17 protein-coding genes are annotated in these 17,392 nt (G+C 42.7%); 12 read left to right on the forward strand and 5 right to left on the reverse strand.

The window, feature by feature from the left end:
• Positions 1-299 precede the first annotated feature (299 nt).
• The 3 genes from lpdA (at position 300) to DES35_RS05950 (ending at position 5,582) form a co-directional block, all read left to right on the forward strand.
• Positions 300-1,691, forward strand: a complete 1,392-nt coding sequence (lpdA, locus tag DES35_RS05935) for a dihydrolipoyl dehydrogenase (RefSeq protein WP_037359381.1) — start codon at positions 300-302, stop codon at positions 1,689-1,691.
• A gap of 1,206 nt (positions 1,692-2,897) precedes the next feature.
• Complete coding sequence (locus DES35_RS05945) at positions 2,898-4,412, forward strand: aminotransferase class V-fold PLP-dependent enzyme (protein ID WP_051889348.1); 1,515 nt, start codon at positions 2,898-2,900, stop codon at positions 4,410-4,412.
• Positions 4,413-4,430: 18 nt separating this feature from the next.
• On the forward strand, positions 4,431-5,582 hold the full coding sequence (locus DES35_RS05950; RefSeq protein WP_114366104.1) for a cysteine desulfurase family protein: 1,152 nt from the start codon (positions 4,431-4,433) through the stop codon (positions 5,580-5,582).
• On the opposite strand, the gene rlmB is transcribed toward DES35_RS05950, so the two are convergent.
• The 4 genes from rlmB to DES35_RS05970 all read right to left on the reverse strand — a co-directional run bounded on the left by rlmB (position 5,550) and on the right by DES35_RS05970 (position 8,642).
• Entirely contained in the window at positions 5,550-6,308 is a 759-nt protein-coding gene (gene rlmB, locus DES35_RS05955; protein ID WP_037359387.1) for a 23S rRNA (guanosine(2251)-2'-O)-methyltransferase RlmB, read from the reverse strand. The genes DES35_RS05950 and rlmB overlap by 33 nt on opposite strands.
• Positions 6,256-7,632 carry a GWxTD domain-containing protein gene (locus DES35_RS05960; protein WP_051889350.1) on the reverse strand — a complete coding sequence of 459 codons (1,377 nt, stop codon included), beginning with the start codon at positions 7,630-7,632 and terminating at the stop codon, positions 6,256-6,258. The genes rlmB and DES35_RS05960 overlap by 53 nt, the downstream gene beginning before the upstream one ends.
• Complete coding sequence (locus DES35_RS11675; RefSeq protein WP_037359529.1) at positions 7,605-7,805, reverse strand: membrane or secreted protein; 201 nt, start codon at positions 7,803-7,805, stop codon at positions 7,605-7,607. The genes DES35_RS05960 and DES35_RS11675 overlap by 28 nt, the downstream gene beginning before the upstream one ends.
• Before the next feature lie 96 nt (positions 7,806-7,901).
• The gene (locus tag DES35_RS05970) at positions 7,902-8,642 is read right to left on the reverse strand and encodes an SIMPL domain-containing protein (RefSeq protein WP_114366105.1); all 741 of its coding nucleotides are present in this window, start codon (positions 8,640-8,642) and stop codon (positions 7,902-7,904) included.
• Positions 8,643-8,807: 165 nt separating this feature from the next.
• On the opposite strand from DES35_RS05970, the gene DES35_RS05975 reads away from it, so the two are divergent.
• From DES35_RS05975 to DES35_RS06005, 7 genes are read left to right on the forward strand one after another with little or no spacing between them, the layout of a single operon-like run.
• A complete protein-coding gene (locus tag DES35_RS05975) occupies positions 8,808-10,157 on the forward strand; it encodes a Na(+)-translocating NADH-quinone reductase subunit A (RefSeq protein ID WP_037359393.1) in 1,350 nt (449 codons plus the stop codon).
• Positions 10,158-10,198: 41 nt separating this feature from the next.
• A complete protein-coding gene (locus DES35_RS05980; RefSeq protein WP_037359396.1) occupies positions 10,199-11,392 on the forward strand; it encodes an NADH:ubiquinone reductase (Na(+)-transporting) subunit B in 1,194 nt (397 codons plus the stop codon).
• A gap of 3 nt (positions 11,393-11,395) precedes the next feature.
• Positions 11,396-12,085, forward strand: coding sequence for an NADH:ubiquinone reductase (Na(+)-transporting) subunit C (gene nqrC, locus DES35_RS05985; protein ID WP_037359399.1), 690 nt, complete (start codon positions 11,396-11,398; stop codon positions 12,083-12,085).
• Positions 12,086-12,096: 11 nt separating this feature from the next.
• Positions 12,097-12,780 carry an NADH:ubiquinone reductase (Na(+)-transporting) subunit D gene (locus DES35_RS05990; protein WP_185714351.1) on the forward strand — a complete coding sequence of 228 codons (684 nt, stop codon included), beginning with the start codon at positions 12,097-12,099 and terminating at the stop codon, positions 12,778-12,780.
• Positions 12,781-12,792: 12 nt separating this feature from the next.
• The gene (nqrE, locus tag DES35_RS05995; RefSeq protein WP_037359401.1) at positions 12,793-13,410 is read left to right on the forward strand and encodes an NADH:ubiquinone reductase (Na(+)-transporting) subunit E; all 618 of its coding nucleotides are present in this window, start codon (positions 12,793-12,795) and stop codon (positions 13,408-13,410) included.
• Between the two features lie 12 nt (positions 13,411-13,422).
• Complete coding sequence (gene nqrF, locus DES35_RS06000) at positions 13,423-14,727, forward strand: NADH:ubiquinone reductase (Na(+)-transporting) subunit F (protein WP_114366250.1); 1,305 nt, start codon at positions 13,423-13,425, stop codon at positions 14,725-14,727.
• A 57-nt stretch (positions 14,728-14,784) separates the two neighbouring features.
• On the forward strand, positions 14,785-15,789 hold the full coding sequence (locus DES35_RS06005) for an FAD:protein FMN transferase (protein ID WP_037359403.1): 1,005 nt from the start codon (positions 14,785-14,787) through the stop codon (positions 15,787-15,789).
• A gap of 3 nt (positions 15,790-15,792) precedes the next feature.
• On the opposite strand, the gene DES35_RS06010 is transcribed toward DES35_RS06005, so the two are convergent.
• On the reverse strand, positions 15,793-16,194 hold the full coding sequence (locus DES35_RS06010) for a hypothetical protein (RefSeq protein ID WP_037359405.1): 402 nt from the start codon (positions 16,192-16,194) through the stop codon (positions 15,793-15,795).
• A 24-nt stretch (positions 16,195-16,218) separates the two neighbouring features.
• Between DES35_RS06010 and DES35_RS06015 the strand changes: the two genes are divergently transcribed.
• Together DES35_RS06015 and DES35_RS06020 are read left to right on the forward strand one after the other, a co-directional pair.
• A complete protein-coding gene (locus DES35_RS06015; RefSeq protein ID WP_244906326.1) occupies positions 16,219-16,761 on the forward strand; it encodes a TlpA family protein disulfide reductase in 543 nt (180 codons plus the stop codon).
• Between the two features lie 72 nt (positions 16,762-16,833).
• Positions 16,834-17,379 carry a nucleotide exchange factor GrpE gene (locus DES35_RS06020; RefSeq protein ID WP_037359407.1) on the forward strand — a complete coding sequence of 182 codons (546 nt, stop codon included), beginning with the start codon at positions 16,834-16,836 and terminating at the stop codon, positions 17,377-17,379.
• Positions 17,380-17,392 lie beyond the last annotated feature (13 nt).

A 17,392-nucleotide genomic window follows, 5' to 3' on the forward strand; every position in this document is an offset into this window, starting at 1 on the left:
AAGTGCCCACCCACTTTCCCAGACAATTTTGCCTAATATTTTACCGATTTCAATAAAAAACACGACATATTGACATCTGTTTATCCAACTAACCACAAAAATAAGACATAATGGCATCAATTGGAGAAATAAAGAAAACATCGTCTACAGCACAACAAAGGATATCCACCCAGGACCTTTACTTATATTATCCAGATCATTGCTCTCCAATAGGTTCTCAGGATTAACCAACCTTTCTGTCCAGCACTGACATTTATAAGCTACTTTCGCACCTGTTTTCCCAATTAAAGCCTCTAATTATGGATTTTGACCTCATCGTATTAGGTACAGGCCCAGGTGGCTATGTAGCAGCTATCAGAGCCTCTCAGCTCGGTATGAAAGTAGCAGTAGTAGAAAAAGAGTCACTCGGTGGTATCTGCCTCAACTGGGGCTGCATTCCCACCAAAGCACTATTAAAAAGCGCTAACGTATTCGAATACATCAAGCACGCCAGTGATTACGGTATAGAAATTAAAGGCGAAGCCAGACCCGACTTCAGCTCGGTAATCAAAAGAAGCCGCCAGGTAGCTGCCGGCATGAGCAATGGTGTAAATTTTCTGATGAAAAAAAACAAAATCACCGTCATATCAGGCTATGGTAAAATTCAGCCAGGCAACAAAGTCGAAGTTACCGATTCCCAAGGCACTAGCAAGACCTATTCCGCTCCCCATATCATCATCGCCACCGGAGGCCGCAGTAGACAACTACCCGCACTTCCCCAAGACGGCAAAAAAATCATTGGCTATCGCGAAGCCATGTCACTTCCAGAACAGCCCCGACGCATGGTAGTCGTAGGCTCAGGCGCTATAGGCGTCGAATTTGCCTATTTCTACGCCACCATGGGCACCGAAGTCACCATTGTCGAATATATGCCCACAATTGTACCGCTCGAAGATGAAGAAATTTCAAAACAACTTGAGCGCTCCTTCAAAAAGCAAGGCATTCGCATTCTTACATCTTCCGAAGTCATCGCCTCCGACACCTCCGGCCAGGCAGTTCAAGTAACCGTCAAAACTCCAAAAGGAGAAGAAACCATCCAATGCGACATCGTTCTGTCTGCAGTTGGCATTGTCGCTAATATCGAAAACATTGGCCTGGAAGAAGTAGGCATTAAAACCGAAAAAGGAAAAATTACCGTCGACCAATACTATCGCACCAACATTCCGGGTTACTACGCCATTGGCGACTGTGTACCAGGTCAGGCACTTGCCCATGTAGCCTCAGCCGAAGGCATCATTTGCGTCGAAAAAATCGCAGGCCTTCACCCCGAGCCGCTCAATTACAACAACATCCCGGGCTGTACCTATTGCTCACCCGAAATCGCCAGCGTAGGCTACACCGAAAAAGCCGCCCGCGAAGCCGGCTACGAAATCAAAGTTGGAAAATTTCCCTTCTCAGCCAGTGGAAAAGCCTCCGCAGCCGGTCATAAAGACGGCTTTGTCAAAGTCATTTTCGACGCTAAGTATGGCGAATTTCTTGGATGCCACATGATAGGCGCCAACGTCACCGAAATGATTGCCGAAGCCGTTGTAGCCCGCAAACTTGAAACCACAGGACACGAAATCATAAAATCAGTTCATCCGCATCCCACAATGAGCGAAGCCATCATGGAAGCTACGGCCGATGCATATGGTGAAGTCATACATCTCTGATTCCATCTTTCGACAAGTCATAAGCCCGGCCACACACCGGGTTTTTTTATTCTTAGCAGGGCGTGCCCCCGCGCGCCGGCCTTGCGGCCTTACCGCGCGGGGTCGGGCTGCTCCGGGGTGCGCTTCGCTCCCGTGCTCCACTGCGCTGCGCACCGCCCTGCGGGCGCCCTCCGCATCCCTCACGCACCTCCCCAGAAGGCCGCACGCCCCCACATTCCGACCCGCAAAGGACCTATCCGGCGCCTAAGCCGGAAATTACAGCATCCCACTGACTCATCACCATCGGCCTCCCGTATCCTTGCGGACTATTAAAGCCCACACCCGCTCTTTTTCCTGCTGTTCTTTACCTCCACAAATCGGCCACTGCATCAGACCTTCCTGATTTCAAACCACCGGCCCGCCTGGCCCCGGAAGCCCGGCAATCTCCGAATCCCCGTCCATTTCCAATCCAAATTTTGAACATATTGACCACAGCATTCTCTTCCCTTACATCCCTGCCCTTTTCAAGCTCCTCAATCCTCCCCCTCTTTCTAACTTTTTACTTATCTGTGCAGTTGTCAGACCGGCTGCCGGCCGCGGAGGCATTTTGCCGGGTACGGTCTGTGTTGGTCTCGCTGAACTTTACGATCGTGGTGTCCATCTCTACAATGGTAGGGAAGAAACCTGTCTGATTATCGAAGACTCTCTTCGGGCGATGCAGGTAAGAGCAAGACGAGAGGGATCGGAATTTCGAAGAGCAATCACATGTGTATTTTAACAAATTGGAATACTGAGCCAAAAAGCCATTTATTCTCCCGATTGAGCATTTTCAAACCGGCTGTATGCCGGCAATTGGCATCCGATAGAAGACCTTATAAGGTGAGACTTTGTGAAAAAACTTTCTGCAGGAAAGAATTTGCTTCACAAATACATCTTACCACGCGCCCCGGCCAGACCGATTTCAGCATGTACCCCATTACCAAAAACCCGTCCGAAAAGTTACTTCCGACATGCCAGTTAGTAGCCAGATAAACAAACGATCTACATCACTCCAGTCGATTTTGAAAGACCGTTGGACATGTATTTTGGCAAGCCTTGGTTTTATCCTCTGTTTAAAAAGTCTTTGAAGGGACAGTACTTTGATAAATCTCTTGATGTACTCGTATTTTGAGCTTCCGGCCAATCTTCATTCCTCTATCTTTGTGAAAATAAAATTTTCTGTTTGCCATGAATAATTCAGGCATATCAGCTTCAGTGGATATACCGGTCTTGCCCTTTGAAGAGCATTTTGCCAGTTTCAGGTCTGAAATCATTGGCCAAAATCAATTTATTGACACACCTTACGGTCGAAAACCTCTTGTGTATGCAGATTGGATTGCAAGTGGCCGATTATATCGTCCTATTGAACAATGGTTGCTGGAGTCCGTTGGTCCAATGGTAGCAAATACCCATACCGAGACCAGCTACACAGGAGCAGTGATGACCCATGCATACCACATGGCCAGAAACATTATCAAGCGGTCAGTGAATGCCGGTCCTGACGATGTACTTCTGCCGGTCGGCACGGGTATGACGGCTGCAGTAAACAAATTTCAGCGCATACTTGGTCTGAAATATCCGGATTGCTTACGCGACTATTTTAACATCCCCGATGAGGAACGTCCTGTGGTCTTCATTACCCATATGGAGCACCATAGCAATCAGACATCGTGGCTTGAGACCATTGCTTATGTGGAACTCATACGCGCTGATGCTCGCGGCCTCGTGGATCTTTCACATCTGGATGAGTTGCTTAAGAAGCATCAGCATCGAAAATACAAATATGCCTCAGTGACCGGTTGTAGCAATGTGACAGGCATTGAAACTCCTTATTATGAAATTGCCGAGAAGATGCATCGTGCTGGTGGTTGTTGTTTTGTGGATTTTGCTTGTTCTGGCCCATACGTCTCGATTGATATGCATCCGGCCAATAGGCCAATGGCTTGGCTAGATGCCATTTTTCTTAGCCCGCATAAATTTCTTGGAGGACCTGGTACACCGGGGATTTTGATTTTCAACAAAAAATATTATCGATTAAAATCTCCTGATATGCCTGGTGGGGGCACGGTCACTTTTACCAATCCCTGGGGGGCACATAGTTATTTTGAAGATATTGAAGTTCGGGAGGATGGGGGTACACCAGGCTTTTTACAATTGTTAAGGGCGGCTAAAGCCTTTCAGCTAAAAGAGCAACTGGACCCCGTCAAAATCGTAGAACGTGAACACTCCATGGTTCATTATATGTTTGACCGTCTTAAAAACGTTCCAGGTCTCAATATTTTAGCCGGAAATAATAGGGAGCGGCTTGGGGCCATTTCGTTTACAGTAGATGGCTTGCACTACAATCTAGGTGTAAAGCTTCTCAACGACCTTTATGGCATTCAGGTACGTGGAGGATGCAGCTGTGCTGGTACGTACGGACACTACCTGTTGAATCTCGACCAGCAGATATCAAACATGATTAAATGCAGAATCGACAATGGCGATATTTCAATTCGACCCGGCTGGATAAGGCTGTCCCTCCATCCGGTAATGTCAGCAGAAGAAATAGTGTATATCGCAGATGCCATTGCGGACATTGCCATTAACTATACCAGCTACGCAAATGATTATGTCTATCATCAGGCTTCCAACACATTTACACATAAATCAGAAGCTAATTCACCTGAACTTCAGGTGGCCCATCAGTGGTTTTTAGATTAAGTATTAAGTTTTAGTGCCTTGATTTATCTCGATTACGCATCTACCACACCACTGTGCCCCATAGCGCGCGAAGCTATTTCTGAAGCTTTTGAAGTCTGGGGCAACCCCTCATCACTTCATACGGTCGGCCGTAAGGCTAAGGCATTTTTGGAGCTTTCCAGACGTAAGCTCTCCGAAGCCCTGGGAGTATTACCTGCAGAGCTATATTTTACGTCCGGTGCCACAGAAGCCACAAATTGGGCATTGTGGATAGCGGCACGTTCTGGCATTAAGCGAATCATCACATCGCCTATCGAACACAAAGCCACTTTAGAACCCCTAAACCAACTGGTTGAAGTTTTCAATATAAGCATAAGCTGGCTTAATGTTCTTGCAGATGGGCAATATGACCTGGAACATCTGGATAAACTTTTGTCGGACAGTAAAGACCCAACAATGGTTTCTTCGATTTGGGTCCACAATGAACTAGGAAATATTCAACCTATTAAGGAAATTTCCACCCTATGCCGCCGGTATAAAGCACTTTTGCATGTCGATGCGGTCCAGGCAATTGCCAAGATACCTGTTGATTTGCACTTGGCCGATTTGGCCTCTGTTTCAGCACATAAATTTTATGGACCAAAAGGCGTGGGAAGCCTCTTTATTCACAAAAATATCTCGCACAAATGGCCCTTAATAGCCGGAGGAAGCCAAGAACGAAGCATAAGAGGAGGCACTGAACCCACCCTTCTCATTCCTGGAATGAGTGCTGCACTTCATCACACCTTAGCCCGACGAGAGGACCATTACAAACAACTTATTAATCTGAAAAGGCTTCTTTTTGAGCGGCTTTCGGATATAAAGGTTGAGTTCAATGGAGCGGCATCATCTGATGAAAATCATTTTCCGGGAATTGTCAATATCAGTTTGCCTGATGAAGATGACACAGGTCGATTGCTGTTTGAGCTCGATTTAGCTGGCATAGCAGTGTCAGCGGGCAGTGCGTGCAACAGTGGAAGTCTAAAACCATCCCATGTCATTAGCTATTTGTATCCTCAGCGAGTAAAATATGCAAACCTTAGAATATCAATGGGTTCTGAAACCACTTCCAATGAAATCATCGAATTTTGTCAGATACTGAAAAAATGTTTGCCAAAATCATCCCTCACTTCCAGCCATCAGCACGGATAAAGCTATTCCTGCAGCTACGGCCACATTAAGCGACGAAGTACTGCCTTTCATCGGAATTTTGACTTCATTCTGACAAAGTTTTCGCAAATCCGTGGCAATTCCATTTTCTTCATTTCCCATCAATAGGGCGAAAGGTCTTTGTACTTTCAGTTCATAGATTGATTTTTGGGCTTTTTCGGTGCAGGCTATGGTCTCAAACCCGCTGTCTTTTAAGTACCTGAGAGTGTTTCTCAGATTGTCTTCCCTGCAAATAGGCAAACGTGCCAGTGCACCGGCACTGGTTTTCATTGCATCGCTGTTTACGGAGGCACTGCCCTTTTTGGGTATGACTACTGCATGGGCCCCCAGACACTCAGCTGTGCGAACTATAGAGCCAAAGTTTCGGACATCACTTACTCTGTCCAGCAGCACTAAAACAGGCAACGTACCATTTGACAACAAACGATTTACCACCTCTTCCGCACGGTAGAACTCAACTTCGGCAAGCCAAGCTGCTACAAACTGGTGGTTTTTGTCTCTGATAAAAGAGAATTTTTCAGGTGGAACTTCCTGTACAAAAACCCCTGTTGCTTTTGCTTCCGCTTTGATTTTTTGTACTATAGGCGGATTGTAGTGTTTTTTTACAATGATTTTATCCAGGCTTATTCCAGCTTTCAGAGCTTCAAGTATGGGTTTAGAACCAAAAATAAGGTTGTCGCTGGAGTCTGATTTGTTGGTCTCTTTCATCTTGTTCTTTCTTGATGTCCCTGATGGAGTAGATGCGGCCATTACGCCAGGCATCCACTGCCTGCCCCCAAATGTAGCGGTATTGGTCGTTTCGCTCCAGCACATGGTAAAAACCCGAGAAAGGAAGCCTGATTACATGAAAATTAAATCGATATTGCATCGTGCTGTTGTCATCGCCATAAATCCATAGTTCTTTGTCGTTGTATCGGTATACGATGTTGGGAGGTCCAAAGATGATGTATATCATTCCTCTATCTGTCTTCCACCCCTCTTTAAAAGATGTGAAAAGCTCATTGGCACGCTGTACTCTTCCGTAGTAGGCTTTTACGAGATTTCTGGCTTTTTCCGGATTACCGGCTTTTAATAGCCAGAATTGGTCTGCAAGGAATTTCAATGAGTCAGGTTCATTGGCCTGCAAGTTGTCAAATTCTCTTTGGGTGGTTAGGTATCGGAGTGGACCGACCAATTGATTTCGCCTGTTAATTAATGGGTAATCGTCGTTGCGAACCATCAGATAAAACCCCTCCAGACTGGTTGTGTCTATCTGAAAGAGATAAAATCCAGATTTTTCTAAACACATACAACTGGAATCCTTAACCAAATATCCAAGATATTTTACCTTTCCAATATTGAGCTCTTCCTGGGAATTGGAAAAGGGAGGTTGAGCCACATGAAATGGCTCAAAAAGATAGCGCACGAAGATTTTTTCACTCCCGGGATGCGTGACACATATTGTGTCACCTGAATAAAAATACTTGTTGACCAATGGGTTCCCTTCTGAATCTTCGATGTTAAAAAAGGTACGTGATTGATTTGAAGATCTGTCCAGGTATTCAAAAAAGCTGTATTCTAGATTTCTATTAAGGTCTTTGACAGTAAGCAGCCCCAATGGCCTGGGGATGTTTTCATTGGACTTAACTTCGATGGGAATGCTTCCGATGATCTTTCCGTTTTGTTCCGATTTTTTAATTTTGATTTTTATACTTCCGCTATCTAGAATTTGAACTGGTGGACTATATCCGGTCACTATGGCATAGTGCAATTCCACATTAGCTATAAAATCATCAATTTCCGAGTCTCTCATGTAGAGAAACTGTCCCTCTGAAATTTTATAATGCAGCTCTGCTGAATCATGGGTCAGAAATTGAAATCGGACATCTGGCTTTAGAAGGGTCTCCGAAGGTTGATAGAGATTGGAAAAATTGATGTTGGTAAAACCCTGCTTGACCGGCGAAGTTTTACATGCCGTAGCAATGAGCAGTACAAGAGCACTTCCCGCGATGCTCTTTAAGCAATTTACGTAGTTGATTCCGTTTTTTTGCATTGCTGATCGGGCATTGCTCCACAAAAACCGCATGGCTCTCCTTCTTTGTTCAGAAAAGGAGAATTTGATGCACAGGTACCTGCGAATTTTCCATCTTTTTTGGCCCAAATTTTTATGGCAATTCCGGCAAAGGCAATTCCGATCAACACAAACGCTATTATAAATAATTTCAACATTTTACATAAATTTTTACAAAGGTACTAAATATAGGCTGAGTTCACCGGTATTCCATCGTACAGGCGCTCTTTTTTTAGCCTTTCTTGAGTGAGTCAATCGACTAGGTATTCGAGTTTTACAGTGATGTGAGCAGTCTTCTTTCTAGAAAATGTGTTGAAGGTGCCTCCCCATGAAAAGTCTTCCCCGGAATTTTGCCCTACGATTTGAAATACACCCAATGTGGCCCTTTTGAGTTTTCCAATTTTGTTACCAGAATTTTCGGCTAGTATACGTGCTCTTTTATTGGCATCTAGTGTTGCTGTCTCAATCATTTGTAGCTTCAATTCGGCCAGTTTGGTATAGAAATATTGTGGACTTGCGGAGTAAAATTCAATACCCTGATTGATTAGTTCAGTAATGGAACGTCCGGCCTCTTCCACCACATCCACCTGGTCTGATTCAATGGTGACTGATTGGCTGAGGTTGTACCCAACGAAGGTTTTTTTTCTCAGGTTATATGTATCATCGTATTGGTGGTCAAATTCTTTGTTGATCTGAATGCTTTGGAAAACAATACTACTTTCTTTTATTCCTTTGGAAATTAAATATTGTAAGATGATGAACCGATCTTTTTCGATTTCTGCGTAGGCTTTTTTCAGGTCCTTATCGATCCTGGAAAAAGTTCCTGACCAAACGATTAAATCACTATCAAAATCAACGCTTCCGAGCCCAGTGACAGCTATTGTGTGATTTGATGTGTACTTTTCAAGGATAGCACTGCGAATTAATAGTGCGATGACGATGGCTGCCAGGCAGATCATAGCGTATGCCAGTAGGTTGATTTGCTTTTTCATAAGTTTTTTTCAAAATTAACGAATTGAACTGTTGCATTGCAAACCTGTTTACAAGTTACAAACAATATTTTAAATCGAAATGATTTTGCATGCTATGGCTTAAAAAACAAATATTTAAAAAGTGAACCTGTATAATTTTGTGCACCTTAAAATTCGAATTATTAAATGAACATCAGGGTAAAAAGAGGAGCCGACATTAACATTGCCGGAGCCCCCGAAAAAGCAGTTTTAGGTAAGATCAGTAGTGCGGTAGTGGCTATTAAGCCCGATGATTTTAAATTTTTATATTCCAAGCTTTCCGTCAGGGAGGGTGATAGGGTCAAAGTTGGTTCTCCGGTTATATTCAGTAAGGACGATACTCGAATTGTGATTCCCAGTCCTGTAAGTGGGGAGGTGGTTGAAGTAAAAAGAGGTGAAAAGAGGAAAATCCTAGCCATTAAAATCAAGGCTGACAATAATCTTGAGTTTGAAAATTTTGGAGTAGCAGATCCCAAGAACCTTTCGCGGCAGGAAATTATTGACAAACTTCTTGCTTCAGGCCTGTGGTCTTTGATCAGGCAGAGGCCTTACGGGTGTATTGCCAACCCTGACGACATGCCGAAGTCAATTTTTATTTCCTGTGTAGATACAGCTCCGATTTCCGCAGATCCTCTTTTTATCGTAAAGGATAAGAAAAATTTCCTCAAAGTGGGGTTGGACGCCATCAAAAAACTCACTGATGGAAAGGTTCATGTGACTTTTTCAGCCACAGAGCCTAATCCGGACTTGTTTTCCGGCATTATAGGTGATAACGTAGAAACCCATACGGTTTCTGGTCCACATCCAGCTGGAAATGTTGGGGTTCACATCCACCACATAGACCCTATCAACAAGGGAGAAAAAGTCTGGTACCTATATCCGCAAGACCTGGCTCAGATTGGTGAATTGTTTCAAACCGGTCAATATAATCCCAAAAAAATTGTAGCACTCACTGGTCCTATGGTGAAAAATCCCGGTTACTATGAAACGATTGCGGGCGCATCTCTATCAGGTTTGAAAGAACATTTAAAAGGCGAAGATGTAAGAATTATTTCTGGCAATATATTGACAGGTGTAAAACAGGATGAAGACGGCTATCTAGGCTTTTATGATTATACAGTTTCCGTTCTGGAAGAAAACCATGAGCCAGAATTTTTGGGTTGGTTACTTCCAGGTATTGGTAAGTTTACCATACACAGAGTCCTTTTAAACTGGTTTCAAAATGGAAAAGCGCTGCCATACAATACAAAAATGAATGGAGAGGAAAGGGCCTTTGTGATGACAGGTGAATATGAAAAAGTATTTCCCTTTGACATCTATCCGGTACAACTGCTCAAATCTATAATGGTCAATGACATTGATAAAATGGAACAATTGGGCCTATATGAAGTCATTGAAGAGGACTTTGCACTGTGTGAGGTGGTATGCACTTCCAAAATTCCGGTTCAGGAAACAGTTTACAAAGGTCTTGAACTACTGAAAAAGGAAGTGGGTTAGATAGTAGTAATGTAGTATGAAATAAAAATAGCAAAAACAAAATGAAAGCGATTCAAAATCTGATGGATTCCCTCAGGCCACAGTTTGAGCCAGGAGGAAAGTATCACAAATTCTGGCCGGCATACGATGCCTTTTATACCTTTTTATTTGTCCCTGGTCATACCACTCCTGCCAGAGGGGCTCACATACGCGATGGGATCGACCTCAAGCGCACCATGTTTACAGTAATAATCGCATTAATACCTGCCTTGCTATTTGGAATGTACAATGCTGGATACCAGCATTTTAAGGCTGCGGATATGCTTCAGACGGTTACTTTTTGGGACATGTTTCTCTACGGTGCGGGCAAAATCATTCCTATGCTGATTGTTTCTTATGGAGTAGGGCTTGGAATTGAATTCGGTATGGCGGTAGCAAGAGGTCATCAGGTAAACGAAGGCTATCTGGTCACTGGAATGTTGATTCCATTGATTATGCCGATTGATTTACCTCTTTGGATGCTGGCAATTTCAGTAGTTTTTGCGGTAGTGATCGGGAAAGAGGTATTCGGAGGAACCGGAATGAATATTCTAAATCCCGCACTTACAGCCCGCGTATTTGCTTTCTTTGCCTATCCGTCGTACATGTCTGGGGATAAAGTATGGATAGGTGGAATGCTCAGAGGAGAAGCTGTGGACGGATATTCAGGAGCTACTGCTCTCGGTGATTTGGCTACTACCGGCACTACCCAATTTTCCGTGATGGATATGTTTATAGGTTTTATTCCGGGATCTGTGGGTGAAACCTCAACTTTGGCCATTTTAATAGGTGCAGCCATACTGTTGATTACGGGAGTTGGCAGTTGGAAAATTATGTTGAGTGGTGTAATCGGCGCTTTGTTTATGGGTATTCTATTAAATGGTATCAGTGGATATGCCACTACACCTGAAATGCAAGGATTTTTGAGTGTGCCTGCCTGGCAACATCTTATTATGGGAGGTTTTGCCTTTGGTATTGTTTTTATGGCTACAGACCCAGTAAGTGCTGCCCAGACGGAAAAAGGAAAATGGATTTATGGATTTCTGGTTGGTTTCTTTGCTATTCTGATCCGTGTACTCAATCCAGCATATCCAGAGGGCATTATGCTCGCTATTCTTTTGATGAATGTGTTTGCTCCCCTGATCGATCATTACGTGGTTGAAGCAAACATCAGAAAAAGGATGAAAAGAATGAAACTTCAAACAGTAAAAGCGTAAACCATGAACGTCAACAGCAACGGGTACACCTTTGGGTTTGCAGGTGTGATGGTAATATTAGTAGCAGCCATACTTTCCTTTACCGCTATATCACTCAAAGACAGACAAAAGAAAAACATCGACCTGGAAATAAAGCAAAACATACTAAGGTCGATAGGAGTCCAAGTAGAAAGAAGCGAAGCAGATAAAGCCTTTGATGATTACATAAAAAGGTCCCTGGTAGTAAAAAACAACCAGCCGGTAGAAGGCATCGATGCATTATCAGTGAATCTTGCAGACGAAATTAAAAAACGTCCAGAAGACCGTTTGAATCCACTTTTCGTGGCTGAAAAAGAGGGTCAGAAATTTTACATCATACCTTTGAGAGGAAAGGGACTGTGGGGACCTATCTGGGGATATATTGCCCTGATGGATGATATTGAAACGGTTTACGGTGTCACTTTTGATCATAAATCGGAAACACCTGGATTGGGAGCTGAAATCAATACAGCTGGATTTCAGTCTCAGTTCAGAAACAAGAAGATCATGAGATCAGGAGAGTTTGTGTCCATCGAGGTAAGAAAAGGCGATGCCTCCGGCGATCATCAGGTTAATGGAATTTCAGGAGGGACCATCACATCAGTGGGTGTAGATGCTATGCTGAGAGATATTCTTGCTAATTACGTAGAGTTTTTAAAATCCGGTAACATATAATTCCATCTGACATGAGCGAAGTTGTTGAAAAAAATGTGGTAGAAACAAAGAGAGAACCTCTCTTTTCCAAGAAAAACAGAAAACTAATCACAGATCCGCTGAACGATAATAATCCAATTACCGTACAAGTGTTGGGCATCTGTTCAGCATTGGCCATCACTGTAAAATTAAAACCAGCCGTTGTGATGGCTTTGTCGGTTCTATTTGTGCTTGGTGTAGGAAATGTGGTCATCTCACTACTGAGAAATTTTATCCCCAATCGGATACGAATTATTGTACAGCTGGTAGTTGTGGCTTCACTTGTGATATTGGTTGATCAGGTGCTGAAAGCTTATGTTTATGATGTGAGCAAGCAACTTTCAGTCTTTGTGGGATTGATCATTACAAATTGCATCATCATGGGAAGGTTTGAGGCTTTTGCACTTGGAAATACGCCTTGGAAATCTTTTCTCGATGGAGTAGGCAATGCCTTTGGATATGGAATTATCCTGATCATAGTAGCCTTTTTCAGGGAATTGCTCGGCAACGGTACCTTGTTTGACTTCCATGTAATACCCGAGTCCTGGATGATCAGCAATGGAGGTTTCTATGCCAACAACGGACTAATGCTACTGCCCCCAATGGCACTAATCGTCGTTGCCATTATTATTTGGGTACAAAGATCCAGAAATACCAAATTGATTGAAAACAACTAAAATGTAAAAAAGATGCAAGATCTGATCAATATCTTCGTCAAGGCCATCTTCGTTGAAAATATGATTTTTGCCTATTTTCTCGGAATGTGCTCTTACCTTGCGGTATCCAAGACGGTAAAAACCGGTGTAGGTCTTGGTATAGCAGTGATTTTTGTGTTGGGAATAACCGTTCCTATCAATTATCTTCTGGAGAATTATGTGCTTAAAGAGGGTGCACTCACTTGGCTAGATGAATCCTTTGCAACGGTTGACCTAAGCTTTCTGAGTTTCATTATGTTCATTGCTGTAATCGCCTCAATGGTACAATTGGTTGAAATGACCGTTGAGAAATTTGCTCCTGCTCTGTACAATGCTTTGGGAATTTTTCTTCCTCTTATCGCAGTGAACTGTGCGATTTTGGGAGGGTCTCTTTTTATGCAAGAAAGAGCATACAGCAATATTTCGGAAGCTACAGTTTTCGGTCTTGGCAGTGGAGTGGGTTGGTTTTTGGCAATAGTTGCAATAGCTGCTATTCGAGAAAAAATAAGATATTCCAATGTACCAGCTCCTTTGAGAGGTCTTGGAATTACGTTCGTCATCACAGGTCTAATGGGCCTTGGCTTTATGGCATTTATGGGGATTAAACTTTAAAAAATGGATGGTATGTTTTTGAGTGTAAATGTGATTTTGGTCAGTGTGGTAGTCTTTTTTATCCTAATTCTGCTTTTAGTTTCAATCCTTTTGTATGCCAAAGCAAAGCTTTCACCGGGAGGAAAGGTAAAGTTGGATGTGAATGGCAATATATTAGAAGTAGAAGCAGGAAGCACTTTGCTCACTACGCTGAGCAATAACAAAATATTTCTCCCCTCTGCATGTGGTGGCGGAGGTACCTGTGCCATGTGTAAATGCCAGGTACTTGAGGGCGGAGGAGAAATCCTTCCCACGGAAGTTGGATATTTTACCAGAAAACAAATACAAGAGCACTGGAGGCTAGGCTGCCAGGTCAAGGTAAAAAACGATATGAAAATAAAGGTGCCAGAGGAAATATTTGGCATCAAGAAGTGGGAATGTGAAGTTGTGTCCAACTACAATGTTGCAACTTTTATAAAGGAATTTGTTGTAAAACTCCCTGAAGGTGAACACCTTCATTTCGAAGCAGGAGGGTATATTCAGGTAGACGTTCCCCCATGTGTTGTCGACTATAAAGATATTGATATCAAGCCTTATCCCGATGATCCAGCAGGACCTGACAAGTTTAAGCCTGACTGGGATAAGTATGACATGTGGTCGCTCAAGATGGTCAACGATGAGCCTATTTTCAGGGCGTATTCCATGGCGAATCACCCCGCCGAAGGCAATATCATAATGCTCAATATTCGGATTGCCACCCCACCTTGGGACCGAGCTAAAAACAAATGGATGGATGTAAATCCCGGCATTTGTTCGTCCTACATATTCTCCCGTAAACCCGGAGATAAGGTCACAATCTCAGGGCCATTTGGAGAATTTTTTATAAAGGATACCGACAAGGAAATGATATACATTGGTGGGGGTGCTGGTATGGCACCACTCAGAGCTCACATCTTCCACCTCTTTCACACTTTAAAAACCAAAAGAAAAGTTTCATACTGGTATGGTGGTCGCAGCCGCAGGGAGCTTTTTTATATAGATCACTTCCGAAAAATTGAAAAAGAATTTCCAAATTTTAGGTTTTACGTTGTGCTCTCTGAACCATTGCCTGAAGATAATTGGAAGGTGGCAAAAGACATTAACGACAGGGACGCTGATGGTTTTGTAGGGTTCGTACATCAAGCTTTGATCGACAACTATCTGAAGCACCACCCAGAGCCGGAAGAAGTAGAATACTACTTCTGTGGGCCACCGATGATGAATGCAGCTGTATTGAAAATGCTCGACGACTGGGGCGTACCTAAAGAGAACATTTCCTTCGATGACTTCGGTGGATAATTAAAAGCACAAGCCCCTACTCGAGGGGCTTTTTCACTTCTTAGAAGAATTATTTTTATGAAACACTTCAATTTTTTGTCATTTCCAATCGTCGTATTGCTCCTGGCGTGCAACTCCAATAGCAATGACTTCGTTCAAAGAATCAATCGTGGTAATGCCCAGGGAACTACCTACAACATTCAGTATCTGGTAAAAACCGGTACTGACTACCAAATAAATATTGATTCTATTTTCAGGTTTGTTGATAGTGAAATGAGTACGTACATACCAAACAGCACCATTTCGAAGCTAAACAAGGGCGAAAATGCGCCGATCAGCGAACACTTTTTTAAAGTTTTAAAAAAGTCAGAAGAGGTATATGAGTTAACCGGTGGTTTTTTTGATGTTACGGTTTTTCCATTGGTCAACTTCTGGAAGATTGAAAATAAGGACGAAAACGTCATACCAGACTCATCTAAAGTTGACTCAGTTCTGCACATTACAGGGTTTAAAAAGGTAGTTTTCACTGAAAATTCTGTTTCGCTGCCTAAAGGCATGAGTCTTGACCTAAACGCAATTGCTCAGGGATATACGGTAGATCTTATCGCAGAATTTCTTGAGTCAAAAGGTGTAGAAAATTACATGGTAGAAGTAGGAGGAGAAGTGCGGGCCAAAGGGAAAACCATCAACGAGAATATCTGGAAGATCGGAATTGAAAAACCGACAGAGAGCACGGATCAGACTGCCTTTCAAACAGTAATTGTACTTAAGGACAAATCACTGGCTACATCAGGCAGCTACCGAAAGTACAAAACAATGCCTGACGGGTCGAGGTTGTCACATGTTATAAATCCAATTACAGGCTACCCTGCCAATCACAATCTGCTAAGCGTGTCGGTAGTAGCCGATGATTGTATGACAGCCGATGCTTTGGCTACAGCACTGCTTGTCATGGGTCTTGAGGATGCAAAGCAATTTGCCAAAGCCCATCCGGAATGGGATTATTATTTTATATATTTTGATAAATATAAAGGATACAATACCTGGAGCTCAGATGGTTTCAAAGAGATGATGTTCAAATAAAATTCATTCTTCTTCAGAATCTAACAATTTCCTCTCGATTTCTTCCATTTCAAGAAAATCACGGGCTTCCTGTTCAGTCGGTACAACGGGCGCATGCTCGTCAAAATAACTAAGATCTTCAATTTTTGTTATAAATATTAGGGAACGCCTGGTGCTTCTGTGTTTGTCGAATAGCTTGTTTATTTCTCTGGATAAAGCTTCATTGATTTTAATTTCTGTAACATCAGCAATACAATGCTCTTCTAAGTAATTATTTAGAAGGCGGTCCATATCAGAAAATAAATCTGAAGGGTTCTCAACAGATTTGATCTTTACCTTGATGAGATCTTTCTCTTGTGTGACATTGCTTTTCATACTAATCGAGAATGTGAATGAGATAACAATAGCAATATGAGCAAATTTCATACATTTGTAAAAATAAATTTGAAAGTGAAAAAAATCAAAGTCCTTTTTTTAACAGCATTCCTGGCTTTTGCTTCACTTGCTTTTTTGTCGTATAAGCAAAAGTTGCAATCAGTAGGTCTTTCTGTTGGGGATGTGGCGCCCGAACTTGCTTTTCCAAATCCCGAGGGAAAAATCATTAAACTATCGGATTACAGAGGTAAGATAGTCTTAATTGATTTTTGGGCATCGTGGTGCAGGCCATGCCGTATGGAAAACCCCAACCTCGTTAAACTCTACAAAAATTACAATGATGTAAAATTTGGCAAAGCCAACGGTTTTGAAATATTCTCCGTGTCATTAGACCAAAACAAAGCGGACTGGGTTAATGCCATCAAAGCAGACGGTTTGCTATGGACGGGGCATGTAAGCGATTTAAAATTCTGGAAATCTGAAGCAGCCAGAATATACAACGTAAACTCTATACCGATGACCTATTTGATCGATGAAAAAGGGGTAATTATTGCTAGAGGGCTCAAAGGTCAGGCACTGGAGCGCGCACTCGAAGGGCTTCGGAACAATCAGAGATAATCCAGACAATTTGTCGTACTAAAAAACCTGGCAATTGATTTGAGAAAATCATTGCCGATAATGCTATTTACAATGGAACAAACCACCAGAAATACGGACTCAAACCATGAACATCAAACAGTAGTAGACACCCATGAGTCTGGAGCAGAAGAGACTCAGAATCAAGATGCTACTGCTGTAGAAAATGCGGAATTAGCCGAGCTAAAAGACAAGTATATACGACTTTACGCAGATTTTGATAATTTCAGAAAGAGAACCAATCGTGAGCGACTGGAAGTAATTCAAAGTGCAAACAGAGACTTGATGCTTGCATTGTTGCCAGTGCTTGACGATTTTGACAGAGCATTTAAAAATTTAGGTGACAAAACTTCAGGTGATCCCGTTCTCGAGGGCTTTAAACTTATTCACCACAAACTGATCGACATTATGAACCATAAAGGTTTAAAACCCATGGAATCAAGCGTTGGGAAAGAGTTTGACGTGGAAACCATGGAAGCTGTGACCAATGTGCCCGTACAGGATGAAAGCCAAAAAGGAAAAGTCATAGACGAACTCGAGCGGGGATATATGCTTGGGGAGAAAATATTGCGATTTGCCAAAGTAGTAGTTGGAGAATAGAATGTATTGAGGT

Origin of the sequence: Schleiferia thermophila (genome assembly GCF_003337435.1) — a bacterium.
GTDB classification, from domain to species: Bacteria; Bacteroidota; Bacteroidia; order Flavobacteriales; family Schleiferiaceae; genus Schleiferia; species Schleiferia thermophila.

Coding starts and splice junctions, on each gene's coding strand:
- lpdA (WP_037359381.1), top strand. CDS start 300: ATGGATTTTGACCTCATCGTATTAGGTACAGGCCCAGGTGGCTATGTA.
- DES35_RS05945 (WP_051889348.1), top strand. CDS start 2,898: ATGAATAATTCAGGCATATCAGCTTCAGTGGATATACCGGTCTTGCCC.
- rlmB (WP_037359387.1), bottom strand. CDS start 6,308: ATGAAAGAGACCAACAAATCAGACTCCAGCGACAACCTTATTTTTGGT.
- DES35_RS05960 (WP_051889350.1), bottom strand. CDS start 7,632: ATGCAAAAAAACGGAATCAACTACGTAAATTGCTTAAAGAGCATCGCG.
- DES35_RS05970 (WP_114366105.1), bottom strand. CDS start 8,642: ATGAAAAAGCAAATCAACCTACTGGCATACGCTATGATCTGCCTGGCA.
- DES35_RS05975 (WP_037359393.1), top strand. CDS start 8,808: ATGAACATCAGGGTAAAAAGAGGAGCCGACATTAACATTGCCGGAGCC.
- DES35_RS05980 (WP_037359396.1), top strand. CDS start 10,199: ATGAAAGCGATTCAAAATCTGATGGATTCCCTCAGGCCACAGTTTGAG.
- nqrC (WP_037359399.1), top strand. CDS start 11,396: ATGAACGTCAACAGCAACGGGTACACCTTTGGGTTTGCAGGTGTGATG.
- DES35_RS05990 (WP_185714351.1), top strand. CDS start 12,097: ATGAGCGAAGTTGTTGAAAAAAATGTGGTAGAAACAAAGAGAGAACCT.
- nqrE (WP_037359401.1), top strand. CDS start 12,793: ATGCAAGATCTGATCAATATCTTCGTCAAGGCCATCTTCGTTGAAAAT.
- nqrF (WP_114366250.1), top strand. CDS start 13,423: ATGTTTTTGAGTGTAAATGTGATTTTGGTCAGTGTGGTAGTCTTTTTT.
- DES35_RS06005 (WP_037359403.1), top strand. CDS start 14,785: ATGAAACACTTCAATTTTTTGTCATTTCCAATCGTCGTATTGCTCCTG.
- DES35_RS06010 (WP_037359405.1), bottom strand. CDS start 16,194: ATGAAATTTGCTCATATTGCTATTGTTATCTCATTCACATTCTCGATT.
- DES35_RS06020 (WP_037359407.1), top strand. CDS start 16,834: ATGGAACAAACCACCAGAAATACGGACTCAAACCATGAACATCAAACA.